Below are 18,208 nucleotides of genomic sequence, written 5' to 3'. Positions count from 1 at the left end.
GAGCCTCATGACCGACAGCACCAGCACCAGCACCGAGGCGGTCCTCGACCGCGCGCGCTTCGGTGCGGACGGACTGCTCCCGGCAGTCGTGCAAGAAGAGTCGTCGAAGGACGTCCTCATGCTCGGCTACATGGACCGCGAAGCCCTCCGCCGCACCCTGACCGAGGGGCGGGTGACCTTCTGGTCCCGCTCGCGGCAGGAGTACTGGCGGAAGGGCGACACCTCCGGGCACGCCCAGTACGTGCGGGCAGCCGCGCTCGACTGCGACGACGACACCCTCCTGGTGACCGTCCAGCAGGTCGGTGCCGCGTGCCACACCGGTGCCCACCGCTGCTTCGACGTCGACCCGCTCGACCCCGTGACCGCGTCGGCCCCGGCCGCCGACTCGACGGTCGCCGACGCGACGGTCGCCGACGCGACGGTCGCCGACGCGACGGTCGCCGACGTGACGGAGGCGACCCGATGACCACGACGACCGCCCCGTCGTCCGCGACGATCCCCGACAAGCCGCACACGACCTCCCGTCCGGAGTTCGACGCCCTGGTGGCGGACGGCCACCGTGTCGTCCCGGTGGTGCGCGCCCTCTACGCCGACAGCGAGACCCCGGTCGGCGTCTACCGGAAGCTCGCCGACGGCCGCCCCGGGTCGTTCCTGCTCGAGTCCGCCGGCCAGGGCGGGCTGTGGTCCCGCTGGTCGTTCGTCGGTGTGCGCAGCTACGGCGTCCTGACGCAGGACGGCGACCAGGCCGCGTGGATCGACACCGGCATGAGCGCCGACCGTGCCGTCGGCTCGCTCGACGGCGCGCCGCTCGAGGTCCTCGCCCGGCTCCACGAGCGCTGGGCCACCCCCCGCGTCCCGGGCACCCCGCCGCTCGTCGGCGGGACGGTCGGGTTCATCGGATGGGAGGCGGTCCGGCAGCTGGAGCACCTGCCGAACGTGCCGCCGGCCGACTTCGAGGTGCCCGGGCAGTCACTCGCCTTCGTCGCCGAGCTCGCCGCCCTCGACCACCGCACCGGACTCGTCCTGCTCGTCGCGAGTGCCCTGAACGACGGCACCGACGACGCCGACGCGCTCTGGACCGGAGCGCAGGAGCGCCTCGACCGGATGCAGGCCGACCTCGTGCAGCCGAGCCCGGCCACCGTCGCCGAGGCCTTCGACATCGCCGAGCCCACCGCCAGGCACCGCACGACCCCGGACGACTACATGGCTTCCGTCGTGCGGTCGAAGGACTTCATCCGCGACGGCGACGTCTTCCAGGTCGTCATCTCGCAGCGGTTCGACCACGACGTCACGGCCGACCCGCTCGACGTCTACCGGGTGCTCCGCACGCTCAACCCGAGCCCGTACATGTACTTCCTGTCCATGGCGGATACCGAGGGCGAGCCGTTCTGGATCGTCGGCGCTTCCCCGGAGGCACTGGTCAAGGTGCAGGACGGCCGGGTCATCACGCACCCGATCGCCGGGTCCCGCCCGCGTGGGGCGACCCCGGAAGAGGACGTGCGCCTCGGCGAGGACCTGCTCGACGACCCCAAGGAGCGGGCCGAGCACCTGATGCTCGTGGACCTGTCCCGCAACGACCTGCAGAAGGTGTGCGAGCCCGGCACCGTCGCGGTGACCGAGTTCATGACCGTCGAGCGCTTCAGCCACATCATGCACCTGGTGTCGAGCGTCGAGGGCGTCGTGCGTCCCGAGCAGTCGGCGATCGACGTGTTCCGGGCGACGTTCCCGGCCGGCACGCTCTCCGGGGCGCCGAAGCCGCGCGCGCTGGAGATCATCGACGAGCTCGAGCCGGCCAAGCGCGGTGCGTACGCCGGGGTCGTCGGCTACTTCGACTTCGCCGGGGACGCCGACCTGGCGATCGCGATCCGGACGGCGCTCATCAAGGACGGCGTCGCGCGGGTGCAGGCCGGAGCGGGGATCGTCGCCGACTCCGACCCGGCGACCGAGCACGCCGAGGCCGTCAACAAGGCCGCGGCGCCGCTCCGGGCCGTCGCCACCGCGAACCGCATGCGCGAGGTCCGGTCATGAAGCGCTCCCGTCCGCTCGTCGTCGTGCTCGGCCTGGCGGTCGCCGGCATCGTGATGCTCTCGTGGACGCAGACGTGGTTCACGCTCCGCCTGGACGCCGACGCGGCCGTGACCCCGACGGTCGTCGCCGACGGGGCCGCTGCGGTCCCGCAGTTCACCGCGCTGGCGATCGCCCTGCTCGCGCTGTTCCTCGCCATGACCATCGCCGGTCGGGTCGTCCGGGTCGTCCTCGCCGGCATCGAGATCCTGCTCGGCCTCGGCATCGTCGTGTCCGGGGTGTCCGCGCTCAGCGACCCGGTCTCCGCGGCGCGCGGTGCTGTCGGTGAGGTCGCCGGCGTCAGTGACCTGGGTGCGGTGCGGCGCATCGTGACCAGCGTCGACGTGACCGCGTGGCCGGCCGTCGGCATCGCCGGGGGCGTCCTCGCGGTGCTGCTCGGGGTCGTCGTGCTCGTCGTGCAGCGGTCCTGGCCGGGCCCGAGCCGCAAGTACGCCGCCACGCCCACTGCGACCGCGCCGGCGTCGGCTCCGGTCCAGCGTGACGCGATCGTCGACTGGGACGACCTCAGCGCCGGGCTCGACCCGACGGACCCCGCCGACCCGGTCACCGTGACCGAGGCCGACCCGGTCCCCGTGACCGAGACGGACAGCCTCGGCACGGTAGGATCAGACACGCGTCGTACGACCGACGACGCCCACGACCACGAGGAGCACCGTGAGCACCACTGAGCCCGCAGATCTCGGCGAAGGCCACTCGCCGGCAGCCTGGACGTCCGTCATCATCATGCTGGCTGGCTTCGCGATCGGGACGCTGTGCTTCTGGTTCGACATCGCGTGGGGCGTCTGGGCGTCCGCCGGGATCGTCGTGATCGGCCTCATCGTCGGCTGGGTCATGGGGCGTGCCGGCTACGGCGTCAACGGTCCGAAGTACGTCGGCAAGCACCACAACGAGTAGGGCGAGCATGCCGAACGTGCTCGAGACCCTCGTCGCGGGCGCGCTCGAGGACGCCGCCGCCCGTCGCCTCGACCGTCCGTACGCCGACGTCGAACGTGACCTCGACCGTGTGACCTCCCCACTCGACGCCCTCGACTTCCTGTCGGCAGGGGAGCGCGTGAAGGTCCTCGCCGAGGTCAAGCGCGCCAGCCCCTCCCGTGGGTCCATGGCCCCGATCGAGGACCCGGCCGCCCTCGCCGCCGACTACGAGCGCGGCGGTGCCTCGGCGATCAGCGTGCTGACCGAGGGCCGGAAGTTCCTCGGGTCGCTCGCCGACCTCGAAGCCGTCAAGGCGCGCGTGTCGGTGCCGGTGCTCCGCAAGGACTTCATCGCCGACCCCTACCAGGTCGTCGAGGCCCGCGCGGCGGGGGCGGACATCGTCCTGCTCATCGTCGCCGCACTCGACCAGGCCCAGCTCGTGGAGCTGCACGGCCTGGCCGAGGAGCTCGGCATGCGCGTCCTGGTCGAGGCCCACTCCGCGGACGAGCTGTCCCGCGGGATCGACGCCGGCGCCCGTATCCTCGGCGTCAACGCCCGGGACCTCACCGACTTCTCGCTCGACCGCGACCTCTTCGGTTCCCTGGCCGACCGCATCCCCACCGGTGTGGTCCGGGTCGCCGAGTCCGCCGTGTCGAGCCCCGCCGACGTCGCGCACTACCGGGCAGCCGGAGCAGACGTCGTCCTCGTCGGGGAGGCGCTGGTCACCGGCGCCGACCCGGCCGCAACGCTCGCGTCGTTCCTCGACGCCTGACCACCCCGTCCGCTCGGCGTCCGCGCCGGGCACCCCTGGAGCACCATCGTGACCTCACTCCGTGACCTCCACGGCCCGTACTTCGGCGACTTCGGCGGACGCTTCGTCCCCGAGTCCCTCGTGCTGGCCCTCGACGAACTCGAAGCCGCCTTCCGCGAGGCCTGGGCAGACCCGGCCTTCCACGAGGAGCTCGACACCCTGCAGCGCGACTACACCGGTCGCCCGTCGATCATCACCGAGGTGCCGCGCTTCGCCAAGCACGCCGGTGGTGCCCGGGTGATCCTCAAGCGCGAGGACCTCAACCACACCGGTTCGCACAAGATCAACAACGTGCTCGGCCAGGCGCTCGTCGCCAAGCGCCTCGGCAAGACCCGCCTCATCGCGGAGACCGGTGCCGGCCAGCACGGCGTGGCCACCGCGACGGCCGCAGCGCTCTTCGGCATGGACTGCGTCGTGTACATGGGCGCCGTCGACACCGACCGCCAGGCGCTCAACGTCGCCAGGATGCGGCTGCTCGGCGCCGAGGTGATCCCCGTCGAGACGGGGTCGCGCACCCTGAAGGACGCCATCAACGACGCCCTCCGCGACTGGGTCGGCAACGTCGACTCGACGCACTACCTGCTCGGCACGGTCGCCGGTCCGCACCCGTTCCCGGAGATGGTCCGCGAGTTCCACAAGGTGATCGGGGTCGAGGCCCGCCAGCAGGTCCTCGACCTCGTCGGTCGCCTGCCCGACGCCGTCGCCGCGTGCGTCGGCGGCGGGTCGAACGCGATGGGCATCTTCGAGGCCTTCCTCGACGACGAGTCCGTGCGGCTCCTCGGGTACGAGGCCGGCGGCGACGGCGTCGAGACCGGGCGTCACGCGGCGAGCATCACCCTCGGCCGCGAGGGCGTGCTGCAGGGCGCCAAGTCGTACCTCATGCAGGACGAGGACGGCCAGACGATCGAGAGCCACAGCATCTCCGCCGGCCTCGACTACCCGAGCGTCGGCCCGGAGCACGCCTACCTGGCGTCCATCGGCCGTGCGCAGTACGAGCCCATCACCGACACCGAGGCGATGGAGGCCTTCCGTCTGCTGAGCCAGACCGAGGGCATCATCCCGGCGATCGAGTCGTCCCACGCCCTCGCCGGGGTGATCAAGCTCGGCAAGGAGCTCGGCCCCGACGGCGTCATCCTGGTGAACCTCTCCGGGCGCGGCGACAAGGACGTGGCCTCGGCCAGCCGGTACTTCGGCATCCTCGACGAGACTGCGGAGCAGCTGTGAGCACGAACCGGACCGTCGCCACCACGATCGACCAGGCGAACACCGACCGCGCGGGTGCGGTCGTCGGCTACCTGCCCGCCGGCTTCCCGACGCTCGAGACCAGCATCGACGCCGCCGTGGCCCTGGCCGAGAACGGCGTGGACGTCATCGAGCTCGGCCTGCCGTACTCCGACCCCGTGATGGACGGCCCCGTCATCCAGCGCGCGGCCGAGGAGTCCCTGGCCAACGGCTTCCGCGTCGCGCAGGTCTTCGACGCCGTGCACGCCATCACCGAGCGCGTCGACGTCCCCGTCCTCGTGATGACGTACTGGAACCCGGTGCTCCGGTACGGCGTCGAGCGCTTCGCCGACGACCTGGTGCAGTCCGGGGCCGCCGGCCTGATCACGCCCGACCTCATCCCCGACGAGGCCCGCGCGTGGATGGACGCCTCCGAGCGCACCGGCCTCGACCGCGTGTTCCTCGCGGCACCGTCCTCGTCCGACGTCCGCATGCACCAGGCCGTCGAGGCCAGCCGCGGATTCGTGTACGCCGTCTCGACGATGGGCGTCACCGGTGCCCGCCTCGGTGTCGACGTCGCCGCCCGCACGGTCGTCTCCCGACTCCGCGACGCGGGCGTCGCCCGCACCTGCGTCGGGCTCGGCATCTCCACGGCCGACCAGGTCGCCGAAGTCCTCGAGTACGCCGACGGCGCCATCGTCGGGTCGGCCTTCGTCCGCGCCCTCGCCGACCTCGGCGTCACCGGCGTCGGGCAGCGGGCCGCCGAGCTGACGGTCGGCGCCCAGCGCCGCTGAGCAGCAGCAGTCCCGGACAGGAGGCCCGGTGCGGGTGAGCAGACCCGCTCACCCGCACCGGGCCTCCCGTCCACACCGCATCACGGTTCCCACAGACAGCGCCGTCGGTTCCTGACCACCGGACCAGCCGCGCTACAGTGATCCGGGGTCGACGCGGGTCGACCCACCGCCCGGCCGCACCGGCTGCGCAGCAACGAAAGGCGAAAGCACCTCCATGCCCCTCCTGAGCATCCCGAGCCCCAGCACGGCCTGGCAGTACTTCGACCTCACCGCCTGGCTGCGCGACGTGTTCGGCTGGTCGCTGCCGCTGGACTTCCGCATCCACGCGTACGCGATCTGCATCCTCCTGGGGATCGTCGCCGCCGTGATCCTGACGAACCGCCGTCTGAACGCCCGCGGCGTCGAGCGCTGGATCATCATCGACATCGCGATCTGGGCGGTGCCGTTCGGCATCGTCGGCGGTCGGCTCTTCCACGTCCTGACGCACTTCAGCGACTACTTCGGTCCCGGGCGCGACCCGTGGTCCTTCCTCTACATCTGGGAGGGCGGCCTGGCGATCTTCGGGGCGCTCATCCTCGGCTCGGTCGGCGCGTACTTCGGCTGCCGCCAGGTCGGCCTGCGCTTCACCGCGTTCCTCGACGCCGTCGCCCCGGCGATGCTGCTCGCACAGGCCTTCGGCCGCCTCGGCAACTACTTCAACCACGAGCTGTTCGGCATGCCGACGAGCCTGCCGTGGGGTCTGCAGATCGAGTCCTCGAACGCCGCGTACCCGACCGGTCTGCCCGAGGGCACGCTGTTCCACCCGACGTTCCTCTACGAGATCATCTGGAACGTCGTCGGCGTCGCGGTGATCCTGCTCATCGACCGCCGGTTCCAGCTGCAGTGGGGCCGGGTGCTCGCGCTCTACCTCATCTGGTACGGCATCGGTCGCTCCGTCCTCGAGTCGATCCGCGTCGACACGAGCGAGACCTTCTTCGGCGTCCGCACCAACGTCTGGGTCGCGTTCGCCGCGATCCTGATCGGCATCGTCGTCTTCGTGGTGCAGTCCCGTCGGCACACCGGCAAGGAACCGAGCCCGTACCTGCCTGGTCGCGAGCCGCGAGCGAAGTCCGTAGACTCGGACGACACCTACTCGGAGCACGACGACGACGTCCCCGTCGGCGCCGGGTCCGGACCGGTCGCCACAGCAGTCGATCGTTCCTGAGGCGGCGGCCCCCGCGCCGTCACCCCACCAGCACCACTCCCAACGGGTCTGCCACAAGCGGTCCCCATCCTCCGCACGGCGTCCCGGCAACCACCGCTGACGCCGCGCACGGGCACCAGTTCCGCCCACTTCGGGCCCGCCCTCCTCGGGCGGAACGCACCACCGGGCCACCGCTGTCCCTGTTCCACTTCCTCGTGAGGACGGTTCCCCATGGCGCTCCTGCCACCCCAGTCCACGGCACCGGCCGAGCTCCTGCCGGCGCACCAGCGGTTCTCGGCCGTGCCGAAGGCCACCGGGATGTACGACCCGGCGAACGAGAAGGACGCCTGCGGTCTCGCGATGGTGGCGACGCTCCGCGGCACCCCCGGGCACGACATCGTCGACGCCGCACTCGGTGCGCTGCGCAACCTCGAGCACCGCGGTGCCGTCGGGTCCGACGCGGGCACCGGCGACGGCGCGGGCATCCTCTGCCAGGTGCCGGACGCCTTCCTGCGTGACGCCGTGCCGTTCGAGCTGCCCGCCGCGGGGGAGTACGCCGTCGGCACCGCCTACCTGCCGTTGAACGACGACGACCGCGCTGCCGTGAAGGCCGCGATCGAGGCCACCGCGGACGACGAGGGCCTCCGCGTCCTCGGGTGGCGCGAGGTCCCGGTCCGCCCGGAGGTCCTCGGCACCCTGGCGCGCGCCGCGATGCCGGCGTTCGAACAGCTCTTCGTCGCGTCGACCCGCCACGACGACCAGGGCGCCGCGTGGAACGGCATCGCGCTCGACCGCCAGGCGTTCCGCATGCGCAAGCGCGTCGAGCGTGAGCGCGAGGTCTACTTCATGTCGCTGTCGGCCCGGACCATGGTCTACAAGGGCATGGTCACGACGCTGCAGCTCGAGCCCTTCTACCCCGACCTCAGCGACGAGCGCTTCGCCTCGAAGCTGGCGATCGTGCACTCCCGGTACTCGACGAACACGTTCCCGTCGTGGCCCCTCGCGCAGCCGTTCCGCACGCTGGCGCACAACGGCGAGATCAACACCGTCCGCGGCAACCGGAACTGGATGCGTGCGCGGCAGTCCCAGCTCGAGAGCGACCTGCTCGGCGACATGGCACCGCTGCTGCCGATCGTCAGCCCCGGCGCGAGCGACTCGGCGTCGTTCGACGAGACCCTCGAGCTCCTGACCCTGTCCGGCCGGTCGCTCCCGCACGCGGTGTCGATGATGGTGCCGGAGGCGTGGGAGAACCAGCTCGACATGGACCCCGACCTGCGGGCGTTCTACGAGTACCACTCGATGCTCATGGAGCCGTGGGACGGCCCCGCGGCCATCACCTTCACCGACGGCTCCCTCGTCGGTGCCACGCTCGACCGCAACGGGCTGCGGCCCGGACGGTTCCTGGTGACCGACGACGGGCTGATCGTGATGGGCTCGGAGACGGGCGTCATCGACGTGCCCGCGTCCAAGGTCGTCCGCAAGGGCCGCCTGCGCCCGGGCCGGCTGTTCCTCGTCGACACCGAGGCCGGCCGCATCATCGAGGACGACGAGGTCAAGCAGACCCTGGCGTCGTCGGGCCCGTGGAGCGAGTGGCTCGAAGCCGGGCGGATCAACCTCCGCGACCTCCCCGAGCGCGAGCACATCGTGCACACCCCGGCGTCGGTCACCCGTCGCCAGCGCGCCTTCGGCTACACGGAGGAAGAGGTCCGCATCCTGCTGCGGCCGATGGCCCAGGCGGGCGCCGAGCCCCTCGGCGCCATGGGGTCGGACACGCCCATCGCGGTGCTGTCCGAGCGGCCCCGGCTGCTCTTCGACTACTTCACGCAGCAGTTCGCGCAGGTCACGAACCCGCCGCTCGACTCGATCCGCGAGCAGGTCATCACGTCGATGGGCCTCGGGCTCGGTCCCGAGCGCAACCTGCTCGACGCCGGCCCCGAGCACGCCAAGCAGATCGTGCTCGACTTCCCGGTCATCGACAACGACCAGCTCGCGAAGGTGCAGCACTTCGAGAGCGAGTCCGGCCGCCACCTCACCGTGACGATCAAGGGCCTGTACCGCGTCGACGCCGGCGAGCAGGCCATGGAGCAGCGCCTCCAGGCCGTGTGTGACGAGGTCGACGAGGCCATCGAGTCCGGCAAGCAGTTCATCGTACTGTCCGACCGCGACGGCAACGCCGAGTACGCGCCGATCCCGAGCCTGCTGCTGCTCGCCGCCGTGCACCACCACCTGATCCGGACCGAGCAGCGGATGACGGCCGGGCTCATCGTCGAGGCCGGCGACGTGCGCGAGGTCCACCACGTGGCGACGCTCATCGGGTACGGCGCCTCGGCGATCAACCCGTACCTCGCGATGGAGACCTGCGAGAACCTGGTCCGCTCCGGCATGATCAGCGGGATCACCCCCGAGCAGGCCGTCAAGAACGTGATCAAGGCGCTCGGCAAGGGCGTGCTGAAGATCATGTCGAAGATGGGCATCTCGACCGTGTCCAGCTACGCCGGCGCCCAGGCGTTCGAGGCCGTCGGGCTCAGCCAGGCGTTCGTCGACCGCTACTTCACCGGCACCTCGTCGATCCTCGGCGGTGTCGACATCGACGTCATCGCCAAGGAGAACGCCCAGCGGCACCAGCAGGCCTACCCGCTCGACGGCTCGGTCGTCGCGCACGAGCGCCTGCAGACCGGCGGCGAGTACCAGTGGCGCCGACAGGGTCCGCCGCACCTGTTCAACCCGGACACGGTGTTCCGCCTGCAGCACGCCACGCGCTCGCGCCGGTACGACATCTTCCGCGAGTACTCCAAGGCCGTGGACGACCAGGCCGAGGAGCTCATGACGCTCCGCGGGCTGTTCCGCTTCAAGCAGGGCGAGCGCACCCCGGTGTCGCTCGAGGACGTCGAGCCGATCGAGTCGATCGTCAAGCGGTTCAACACCGGCGCCATGTCGTACGGCTCCATCTCGAAGGAAGCCCACGAGACCCTGGCGATCGCGATGAACCGGCTCGGTGGCCGGTCGAACACGGGCGAGGGCGGCGAGGACGTCGACCGTCTGCTGGACCCCGAGCGTCGCAGCGCGATCAAGCAGGTCGCATCGGGACGGTTCGGCGTGACGAGCATGTACCTGACCCACGCGACGGACATCCAGCTGAAGATGGCCCAGGGCGCCAAGCCCGGCGAGGGCGGCCAGCTGCCCCCGCAGAAGGTCTACCCCTGGGTGGCACGGACCCGGCACGCCACCGCCGGTGTCGGGCTCATCTCGCCGCCGCCGCACCACGACATCTACTCCATCGAGGACCTCAAGCAGCTGATCTTCGACGTCAAGCGCGCCAACCCCTCGGCGCGTGTCCACGTGAAGCTCGTCAGCCAGTCCGGCATCGGCGCGGTCGCGGCCGGCGTGACGAAGGCCCTGGCCGACGTCGTGCTCGTCTCCGGCCACGACGGCGGCACCGGGGCGTCCCCGCTGAACTCCCTGAAGCACGCCGGCACCCCATGGGAGATCGGCCTCGCCGAGACGCAGCAGACGCTCATGCTGAACGGCATGCGCGACCGCGTGGTCGTGCAGGTCGACGGCCAGATGAAGACGGGCCGCGACGTCGTCGTGGCCGCGCTGCTCGGCGCCGAGGAGTACGGCTTCGCGACCGCACCGCTCGTCGTCGAGGGCTGCATCCTGATGCGCGTGTGCCACCTCGACACGTGCCCGGTCGGCGTCGCGACGCAGAACCCGGAGCTGCGCAAGCGGTTCTCCGGCAAGCCCGAGTTCGTCGTCAACTTCTTCGAGTTCATCGCCCAGGAGGTCCGGGAGCTCCTCGCCGAGCTCGGGTTCCGCACCCTCGACGAGGCGATCGGCCAGGCCGACGCCCTCGACGTCGACCGTGCCGTGCACCACTGGAAGGCGTCCGGCCTCGACCTGGCACCGGTCCTCGCCGGGCCGCAGTTCTCGCCAGACGAACCCCGTCGCCACCACCGCGAGCAGGACCACGAGCTCGAGCAGCACTTCGACGTGCAGCTCATCCACCGTGCGTCCGACGTGCTCGAGCACGGCGGGTCGCTCACGCTCGACCTGCCGATCCGCAACACGGAGCGCGCGGTCGGCACGATGCTCGGCCACGAGGTCACCCTGCGCCACGGCGAGAACGGGCTGCCGGCCGGGTCGATCGACATCACGCTGCGCGGGTCCGCGGGGCAGTCGCTCGGTGCCTTCCTGCCGGCGGGCATCACCCTGCGGCTCATCGGCGACAGCAACGACTACGTCGGCAAGGGCCTGTCGGGCGGCGACATCGTCGTGCGTCCGGCCGAGTCCAGCGGCTTCGAGCCGTCGGAGAACGTCATCGCCGGCAACGTCATCGGCTACGGCGCGACCCAGGGCAGCATGTTCATCCGCGGCATCGTGGGGGAGCGCTTCCTGGTCCGCAACTCCGGTGCCAGCGCCGTGGTCGAGGGCGTCGGCGACCACGCCCTCGAGTACATGACGGGCGGCCTGGCGGTCATCCTGGGCGAGACCGGGCGGAACCTCGGCGCCGGCATGTCCGGCGGTACCGCGTACGTCCGTGGCCTGCGCCGGGAGCACGTCAACACGGACGCGCTCGCGAGCGGCGAGCTCCGGCTCGAGCCGCTCGACAGCGCCGACGTCGAGATCGTCACCGACCTGCTCCGGCGGCACGCCGACGAGACCGGGTCGACCCTGGCCGCCGGGCTGCTCGAGTCCGGTGACCTCAGCGAGTTCGTGAAGGTGCTCCCGCGTGACTACGCGGCGGTGCTCGAGACCCGCAGACAGGCCGTCGACGAGGGGCTCGACCCCGACGGCGACATCGTGTGGAACAGGATCATGGAGGTGACCGCAGGTGGCTGACCCCAAGGGGTTCCTGAAGGTCCAGGAACGAGAACTGCCGCCCCGGCGGCCCGTGCCCGTGCGGCTCATGGACTGGAAAGAGGTCTACGAGCAGCAGGAGTCCGGCGCGCTGAAGCGACAGGCCGGCCGCTGCATGGACTGCGGCGTGCCGTTCTGTCACCAGGGCTGCCCGCTCGGCAACCTCATACCGGAGTGGAACGACCTCACGTGGCGCGGCGAGGGCCGCCAGGCGATCGAGCGGCTCCACGCGACGAACAACTTCCCGGAGTTCACCGGTCGCCTCTGCCCGGCGCCCTGCGAGTCCTCCTGCGTGCTCGGCATCAACCAGCCGCCGGTGACCATCAAGCAGGTCGAGGTCTCGATCATCGACGAGGCCTACCAGCAGGGCTGGGTCACCCCGCACCCGCCCGAGCGCCTGACCGGCAAGACCGTCGCCGTCGTCGGCTCCGGCCCCGCCGGGCTGGCCGCCGCGCAGCAGCTCACGCGCGCCGGGCACACCGTCGCCGTCTACGAGCGCGACGACCGCATCGGTGGTCTGCTCCGCTACGGGATCCCGGACTTCAAGATGGAGAAGCGCCAGATCGACGCGCGCCTCGCCCAGATGCAGGCCGAGGGCACCCGCTTCCGTGCGGGCGTCGAGATCGGCCGTGACATCACCTGGGACGACCTGAAGTCCCGCTACGACGCCGTCGTCGTCGCCACCGGAGCCACCGTCCCGCGCGAGCTGGCGATCCCCGGGCGCGACCTCGAGGGCGTGCACTTCGCGATGGAGTACCTCGTGCAGCAGAACCGCGCGGGTGCCGGCACCGTCGTCGACAACCAGGTCACCGCCGAGGGCAAGCACGTCGTCGTCATCGGCGGCGGCGACACCGGTGCGGACTGCATCGGCACCGCACACCGACAGGGCGCCCTCAGCGTGACGAACCTGGCGATCGGCAAGCAGCCGCCCGTCGAGCGTCCGCAGGACCAGCCCTGGCCGATGTTCCCGACGCTCTACGAGGTCGCGAGCGCCCACGAGGAGGGCGGTGAGCGCACCTTCCTCGCGTCCACGGTCGAGTTCCTGTCGAACGACGCCGGCGAGGTCCGGGGTCTGCGCGTGGCGGAGACCGAGTACGTCGACGGCCGCCGCATCCCGAAGGCGGGCACCGAGCGCGAGATCCCCGCGGACCTCGTCCTCATCGCCATGGGCTTCACCGGCCCGGAGACCCACACGATCGAGCCGCAGCTCGGCCTGCCCGTGGACGCCTCCGGAGCGGTGGCCCGCCAGGCCGACTACACGACGAACGAGCCGGGCGTCTTCGTCGCCGGTGACGCCGGTCGTGGCCAGTCCCTCATCGTCTGGGCCATCGCCGAGGGCCGCGCGGCCGCGGCGAAGGTGGACGAGTACCTCGAGGGCACGACGATGCTCCCCGCTCCGGTCAAGGCGACCGACCGGGCGATCTCCGTCTGATGCACAGCACAGGGTGAGCGGGAGGCCACCGGCACTCGATAGGGTGCTGGTGGCCTCCTCGTCATGCGAAGCCCCACGAGCACGACATGCCGCACGCCCCACCGTTCTCTCGCGAGAGAGACCGTCCACCACACGAAGGAATCCATTGCGACGCGCAAAGATCGTTTCGACCCTCGGACCGGCCACCTCGGACTACGAGACCGTCAAGGAGATCATCCAGGCCGGTGTCGACGTCGCCCGACTCAACCTGAGCCACGGTGACTACAGCGTCCACGAGGCCAACTACGTCAACGTCCGCCGTGCTGCCGAGGAACTCGGCAAGCCGGTCGCGATCCTCGTCGACCTGCAGGGTCCGAAGATCCGCCTCGCCAAGTTCGCCGACGGCCCGCACGAGCTCGCCGTCGGTGACGTCTTCACCATCACGACCGAGGACGTCCCCGGGTCGAAGGAGATCTGCGGCACGACCTTCAAGGGCCTGCCGCAGGACGTCAAGCCCGGCGACCCGCTGCTCATCGACGACGGCCGGGTCCGCCTGCGCGTGCTCGACACCGACGGCGTCCGCGTCCGCACCGAGGTCGTCGTCGGCGGCACCGTGTCGAACAACAAGGGCATCAACCTGCCCGGCGTCGCCCGTGAACGTCCCCGCGCTCAGCGAGAAGGACGAGGCCGACCTCCGCTGGGGGATCCGGCAGGGCGCCGACCTCATCGCGCTGTCGTTCGTCCGGAACGCCTCCGACGTCGACCGGGCGCACGAGATCATGGACGAGGAGGGCAAGCGCCTCCCGGTGATCGCGAAGATCGAGAAGCCCCAGGCCGTCGACGCGCTCGAGGAGATCATCGACGCCTTCGACTCGATCATGGTCGCCCGCGGTGACCTCGGCGTCGAGCTGCCGCTCGAGGCCGTCCCGATCGTGCAGAAGCGTGCGGTCGAACTGGCCCGCCGCATGGCCAAGCCGGTCATCGTCGCGACGCAGATGCTCGAGTCGATGATCTCCTCGCCGATCCCGACCCGCGCCGAGACCTCCGACGTCGCGAACGCCGTGCTCGACGGCGCCGACGCCGTGATGCTCTCCGGTGAGACCAGCGTCGGCGAGTACCCAGTGCAGACCGTCCGCACCATGGCCCGCATCGTCGAGTCGACCGAGGACCACGGCCTGGAGCGCATCGCCCCGCTCGGCACGAAGCCCCGCACCCTCGGTGGTGCCATCACGCTGGCCGCCGTCGAGATCGCGGAGTTCACCGAGGCCTCGTACCTCTGCGTGTTCACCGAGTCCGGCGACTCCGCACGCCGCATGTCGCGCCTGCGCCACGGTCTGCCGATCATCGCCTTCACCCCGAACGAGGCCACGCGCCGTCGCATGGCGCTCACCTGGGGCGTCCGCTCGTTCCTCGTGGAGCGCAAGACCCACACCGACGAGCTCTTCTCGCAGGTGGACGACGTCCTCCTCGAGAACGGCCTGGCCGCCCCCGGCGACCGCGTCATCGTGACGGCCGGGTCGCCCCCCGGACTCGAGGGCTCCACGAACGACCTCCGCGTGCACCGCGTCGGCGACGCACACGCCGAGGCCGCTCCGGCCTACGTCCGGGACTGACCCCGCTCCACGGACACCGCGCGACGGCGCGGACGGGAGACCCCCACAGCGCACAGCTGTCGGCCTCCGGTCCGCGCCGTCGCGCGTCCACCGCCCCCGTCCCGTCGACAGGAGACGACCACGATGCGTGAACCGAGCCTCCCGTCCGACACCGAGGCGCGTCGCCCCGGCGACGTGCGCCGATGGCGGCGCTACCTGGCGGACGAACGCGCCGAGGCCGCCGTGTACCGGAACCTGGCGTCGCGCCGCTCCGGCGAGGAGCGCGACATCCTCGACGCCCTGGCCGAGGCCGAGGGGCGGCACGAACAGCACTGGGTGGACCTGCTCGGCGCCGACGTCGGCCGGCCGCTGCGGGGGAGCCTGCGCACCCGGGTCCTCGCGAGCCTGGCGAAGCGCTTCGGCTCGGTGTTCGTGCTCGCGCTCATGCAGCGTGCCGAGGACCGTTCGCCCTACGCCGACGACGCCGACGCGACCGCACGGATGGCGGCCGACGAGCGGATCCACGGTGAGGTCGTCCGCGGGCTCGCGAACCGCGGGCGGATGCGGCTGTCCGGGACCTTCCGCGCCGCGGTGTTCGGCGCGAACGACGGGCTCGTGTCGAACCTGGCGCTCATCATCGGCATCAGTGCCTCCGGCGCCGACCGGCACTTCGTCCTGCTCAGCGGCATCGCGGGGCTCCTCGCCGGTGCGCTGTCGATGGGCGCGGGGGAGTACGTCTCCGTGCGGTCGCAACGGGAGCTCCTCGAGGCCTCGGCACCACACCCCGAGGCCGGCAGCGCGGTGGCCGACCTCGACGTCGACGTCAACGAGCTCGCCCTCGTCTACCGCGCCAGGGGCATGCCCGAGGACCAGGCTGCCGCGCACGCCGCCGACGTGCTGGCCGGCCTCGGCAGTGCCCCGGAGACCCGACCGACACGGATCCCCGACGACCACGAGGCGGTCGGCAACGGCATGAGCGCGGCGATCTCGAGCTTCTGCTTCTTCGCCTCAGGCGCGGTCATCCCGATCCTGCCCTACCTGTTCGGGCTCGACGGGTGGCCGGCCATCGGCCTCGCAGCAGCGCTGGTCGGCGTCGCCCTGCTCGGGACCGGTGCGGTCGTGGGCGTCCTGAGCGGGGCGTCACCGCTCCGGCGGGCCCTGCGGCAGCTCGCGATCGGCTTCGGCGCCGCCGTCGTGACCTACCTGCTCGGCCTGCTCTTCGGGACCGGCGCCGCCTGACGCGCCGGCGGGACCGCGGGTGTCGTCAGCGTCGGACCGCCGCGCGCGGGGGCAGCAGCAGGAGCGCTCCGGCGCCCACCACGATGAGCGCGATGCCGGCGAGGACCGTGAAGACCGTCAGCGCCAGGCCGGGCGCGAGGAGCACGGCCACGCCGCCGAGGAGCGACAGCACCCCGCTGACGACCGACGGCACGCGAGACGACCCCGGGTGCCCGACCGCTCCGCCGACGAGCGCGGCGACGCCCTCGACGAGGAACGCCACCCCGGCCAGCACGGCGTAGACCACCAGCGGGATCGCCGGGTCGAGCAGGGCCACGAGGCCCGCGAGCGCCACGAGCGTGCCGACGACGCCGGACGTCCAGCGCCAGAGCGGCGGCGTGCCGTGCCCACGCACCGCCGCGACGACGCGCAGGACCCCGGACACGACGAGGTACACGCCGAACACCAGGGCGACGACGACGAGCGACGGACGCGGGAGCACGACGGCGACGACACCGAGCACGACGGCGACGACGGCCGTGACGACCACGAAGACGCGGAACGTGCGGACGGCACGGGAATCCACAGGCACTCCTCCTGACCTGGACTGCTTTGGTCCTCGACGGTACCCGGCGTCCGTCGAGTCCGGCCGTGCGCGTTCGGCATGCAGCGCGGTGGGCTGCTGGTAGCGTGGGAGACCTCGCGAGTGTGGTGGAATCGGCAGACACGGGGCACTCAAAATGCTCTGCCTCACGGCGTGCGGGTTCAAGTCCCGCCACTCGTACCGACGCTCCTCACGGCGTGCGGGGCTGTTCCGGTCCCGCCGTCCCGCCACTCGTACCGACGCTCCTCACGGCGTGCGGGGCTGTTCCGGTCCCGCCGTCCCGCTACTCGTACCGAACGACTTCACGTCAGCGTCACTGCGTGCCGAAGGCGTCAGGTCTAGTAGGCTCTCCGTCGTGAGTGACACAGAAGCAACTGCAACAGCACCCCGTCGCGTCGTCGTCGCCGAGGACGAGTCGCTCATCCGCCTGGACATCGTCGAGATCCTCCGCGACAACGGGTTCGACGTCGTCGGTGAGGCGGGTGACGGTGAGACCGCGGTCCAGCTGGCCACCGACCTGCGCCCCGACCTCGTCATCATGGACGTCAAGATGCCGCAGCTCGACGGCATCTCCGCCGCCGAGAAGCTCTCCAAGAACCACATCGCTCCGGTCGTCCTGCTCACGGCGTTCAGCCAGAAGGAACTCGTCGAGCGTGCGACCGAGGCCGGCGCCCTCGCCTACGTCGTCAAGCCCTTCACCCCGAACGACCTGCTCCCCGCGATCGAGATCGCCCTCTCGCGGTACCAGCAGATCATCACGCTCGAGGCCGAGGTCGCCGACCTGGTCGAGCGCTTCGAGACCCGCAAGCTCGTCGACCGCGCCAAGGGCCTGCTCAACGAGAAGATGGGCCTCACCGAGCCCGAGGCCTTCCGCTGGATCCAGAAGGCCTCCATGGACCGCCGCCTGACCATGCACGACGTCGCCAAGGCGATCATCGAGCAGCTCAGCGCCAAGAAGTAGTCGCGCACCCAGTTCTGCGGAAGCGCCGTCACCCGGTCCGGGTGGCGGCGCTTCCGCGTGTGGTGACCATCTGCGAAGGTGGAGCCGTGAACGACGTCGTGATCCGAGCCTCCCGTCCGACCGACATGCCGTCGGTGGCCGACCTGCGCTGGCGGTGGAGCGTCGAGGAGGGCGGCCAGGCGCCGGTCCACACGGTGGAGGCGTACCGGGCCGCGATGACCGCGTTCGCCGAGGCACACCCGGAGACCCACCGGTGCGTGGTGGCGGAGCGCGACGGTCACGTGCTCGGGATGGCGTGGCTCGGACTGGTGGGCCGTCCGCCGACGCCGGATCGACCCGTGGGGCGCCTGACCGGCGACGTGCAGACGGTGTACGTGCACCCGGACCTGCGTGGGCTCGGCGTGGCTGGCCGTCTGGTCACGGCGCTGCTCGACGTCGCGGACGACCTCGGCGTGGAGCGGGTGTCCGTGCACTCGAGCGTCGACGGCGAGCGGCTGTACCGGCGGCTCGGCTTCGGCGACGCCCGGCTGCTGCTGCAGCGTCCGGCAGAGGACTGAGG

General features: G+C 71.4%; 13 protein-coding genes, 1 tRNA gene and 2 pseudogenes. 15 read left to right on the top strand and 1 reads right to left on the bottom strand.

Annotated features, from left to right (window positions below):
* Positions 1 to 7: 7 nt before the first annotated feature.
* The 12 genes and pseudogenes from hisI to OVA28_RS14130 all read left to right on the top strand — a co-directional run.
* Positions 8 to 379, top strand: a pseudogene (gene hisI, locus OVA28_RS14185) (phosphoribosyl-AMP cyclohydrolase); the annotation flags it as partial.
* Between the two features lie 83 nt (positions 380 to 462).
* Positions 463 to 2,028, top strand: a complete 1,566-nt coding sequence (locus OVA28_RS14180) for an anthranilate synthase component I (protein ID WP_268097412.1) — start codon at positions 463 to 465, stop codon at positions 2,026 to 2,028.
* Positions 2,025 to 2,753, top strand: a complete 729-nt coding sequence (locus OVA28_RS14175) for a Trp biosynthesis-associated membrane protein (RefSeq protein WP_268097411.1) — start codon at positions 2,025 to 2,027, stop codon at positions 2,751 to 2,753. Before OVA28_RS14180 ends, OVA28_RS14175 begins: the two co-directional genes overlap by 4 nt.
* Positions 2,740 to 2,979 carry a DUF6704 family protein gene (locus OVA28_RS14170; protein ID WP_194660437.1) on the top strand — a complete coding sequence of 80 codons (240 nt, stop codon included), beginning with the start codon at positions 2,740 to 2,742 and terminating at the stop codon, positions 2,977 to 2,979. The genes OVA28_RS14175 and OVA28_RS14170 overlap by 14 nt, the downstream gene beginning before the upstream one ends.
* A 16-nt stretch (positions 2,980 to 2,995) precedes the next feature.
* Positions 2,996 to 3,769 (top strand): indole-3-glycerol phosphate synthase TrpC, encoded by a 774-nt coding sequence (gene trpC / locus OVA28_RS14165; RefSeq protein ID WP_268098216.1) that lies wholly within the window; start codon positions 2,996 to 2,998, stop codon positions 3,767 to 3,769.
* 48 nt (positions 3,770 to 3,817) lie between these two features.
* Positions 3,818 to 5,032, top strand: a complete 1,215-nt coding sequence (gene trpB, locus OVA28_RS14160; RefSeq protein ID WP_268097410.1) for a tryptophan synthase subunit beta — start codon at positions 3,818 to 3,820, stop codon at positions 5,030 to 5,032.
* The gene (gene trpA, locus OVA28_RS14155; RefSeq protein ID WP_194660439.1) at positions 5,029 to 5,823 is read left to right on the top strand and encodes a tryptophan synthase subunit alpha; all 795 of its coding nucleotides are present in this window, start codon (positions 5,029 to 5,031) and stop codon (positions 5,821 to 5,823) included. The genes trpB and trpA overlap by 4 nt, the downstream gene beginning before the upstream one ends.
* Before the next feature lie 214 nt (positions 5,824 to 6,037).
* On the top strand, positions 6,038 to 7,027 hold the full coding sequence (lgt, locus tag OVA28_RS14150; RefSeq protein ID WP_268097409.1) for a prolipoprotein diacylglyceryl transferase: 990 nt from the start codon (positions 6,038 to 6,040) through the stop codon (positions 7,025 to 7,027).
* Between the two features lie 297 nt (positions 7,028 to 7,324).
* Positions 7,325 to 11,845: a glutamate synthase large subunit gene (gltB, locus tag OVA28_RS14145; protein ID WP_268098215.1), complete on the top strand. Its 4,521-nt coding sequence runs from the start codon at positions 7,325 to 7,327 to the stop codon at positions 11,843 to 11,845.
* Positions 11,838 to 13,295 carry a glutamate synthase subunit beta gene (locus OVA28_RS14140; protein ID WP_268097408.1) on the top strand — a complete coding sequence of 486 codons (1,458 nt, stop codon included), beginning with the start codon at positions 11,838 to 11,840 and terminating at the stop codon, positions 13,293 to 13,295. Before gltB ends, OVA28_RS14140 begins: the two co-directional genes overlap by 8 nt.
* Before the next feature lie 145 nt (positions 13,296 to 13,440).
* Positions 13,441 to 14,887: pseudogene (gene pyk, locus OVA28_RS14135) on the top strand (pyruvate kinase).
* Between the two features lie 123 nt (positions 14,888 to 15,010).
* Positions 15,011 to 16,105, top strand: coding sequence for a VIT1/CCC1 transporter family protein (locus tag OVA28_RS14130; protein ID WP_268097407.1), 1,095 nt, complete (start codon positions 15,011 to 15,013; stop codon positions 16,103 to 16,105).
* Positions 16,106 to 16,130: 25 nt separating this feature from the next.
* Here the strand turns inward: OVA28_RS14130 and OVA28_RS14125 are convergent, their stop codons facing one another.
* Positions 16,131 to 16,670 carry an HdeD family acid-resistance protein gene (locus OVA28_RS14125; protein WP_268097406.1) on the bottom strand — a complete coding sequence of 180 codons (540 nt, stop codon included), beginning with the start codon at positions 16,668 to 16,670 and terminating at the stop codon, positions 16,131 to 16,133.
* Positions 16,671 to 16,786: 116 nt separating this feature from the next.
* Here OVA28_RS14125 and OVA28_RS14120 point away from each other — a divergent pair.
* The 3 genes from OVA28_RS14120 (at position 16,787) to OVA28_RS14110 (ending at position 18,206) form a co-directional block, all read left to right on the top strand.
* A tRNA-Leu gene (locus OVA28_RS14120) sits at positions 16,787 to 16,868 on the top strand.
* A 175-nt stretch (positions 16,869 to 17,043) separates the two neighbouring features.
* Positions 17,044 to 17,649 (top strand): ANTAR domain-containing response regulator, encoded by a 606-nt coding sequence (locus OVA28_RS14115; RefSeq protein ID WP_071275157.1) that lies wholly within the window; start codon positions 17,044 to 17,046, stop codon positions 17,647 to 17,649.
* An 86-nt stretch (positions 17,650 to 17,735) separates the two neighbouring features.
* Entirely contained in the window at positions 17,736 to 18,206 is a 471-nt protein-coding gene (locus OVA28_RS14110) for a GNAT family N-acetyltransferase (protein WP_268097405.1), read from the top strand.
* Positions 18,207 to 18,208 lie beyond the last annotated feature (2 nt).

It is taken from the genome of Curtobacterium sp. SL109 (genome assembly GCF_026672405.1).
Classification (GTDB): domain Bacteria; phylum Actinomycetota; class Actinomycetes; order Actinomycetales; family Microbacteriaceae; genus Curtobacterium.
Note: the sequence above shows the minus strand (reverse complement) of the source record. Positions and strands in the feature narration are given on the sequence as shown.

Excerpts from the sequence above, each read along its gene's own strand:
- lgt (WP_268097409.1), top strand. The coding sequence starts at position 6,038 with ATGCCCCTCCTGAGCATCCCGAGCCCCAGCACGGCCTGGCAGTACTTC.
- OVA28_RS14175 (WP_268097411.1), top strand. The coding sequence starts at position 2,025 with ATGAAGCGCTCCCGTCCGCTCGTCGTCGTGCTCGGCCTGGCGGTCGCC.
- gltB (WP_268098215.1), top strand. The coding sequence starts at position 7,325 with ATGTACGACCCGGCGAACGAGAAGGACGCCTGCGGTCTCGCGATGGTG.
- OVA28_RS14180 (WP_268097412.1), top strand. The coding sequence starts at position 463 with ATGACCACGACGACCGCCCCGTCGTCCGCGACGATCCCCGACAAGCCG.
- OVA28_RS14130 (WP_268097407.1), top strand. The coding sequence starts at position 15,011 with ATGCGTGAACCGAGCCTCCCGTCCGACACCGAGGCGCGTCGCCCCGGC.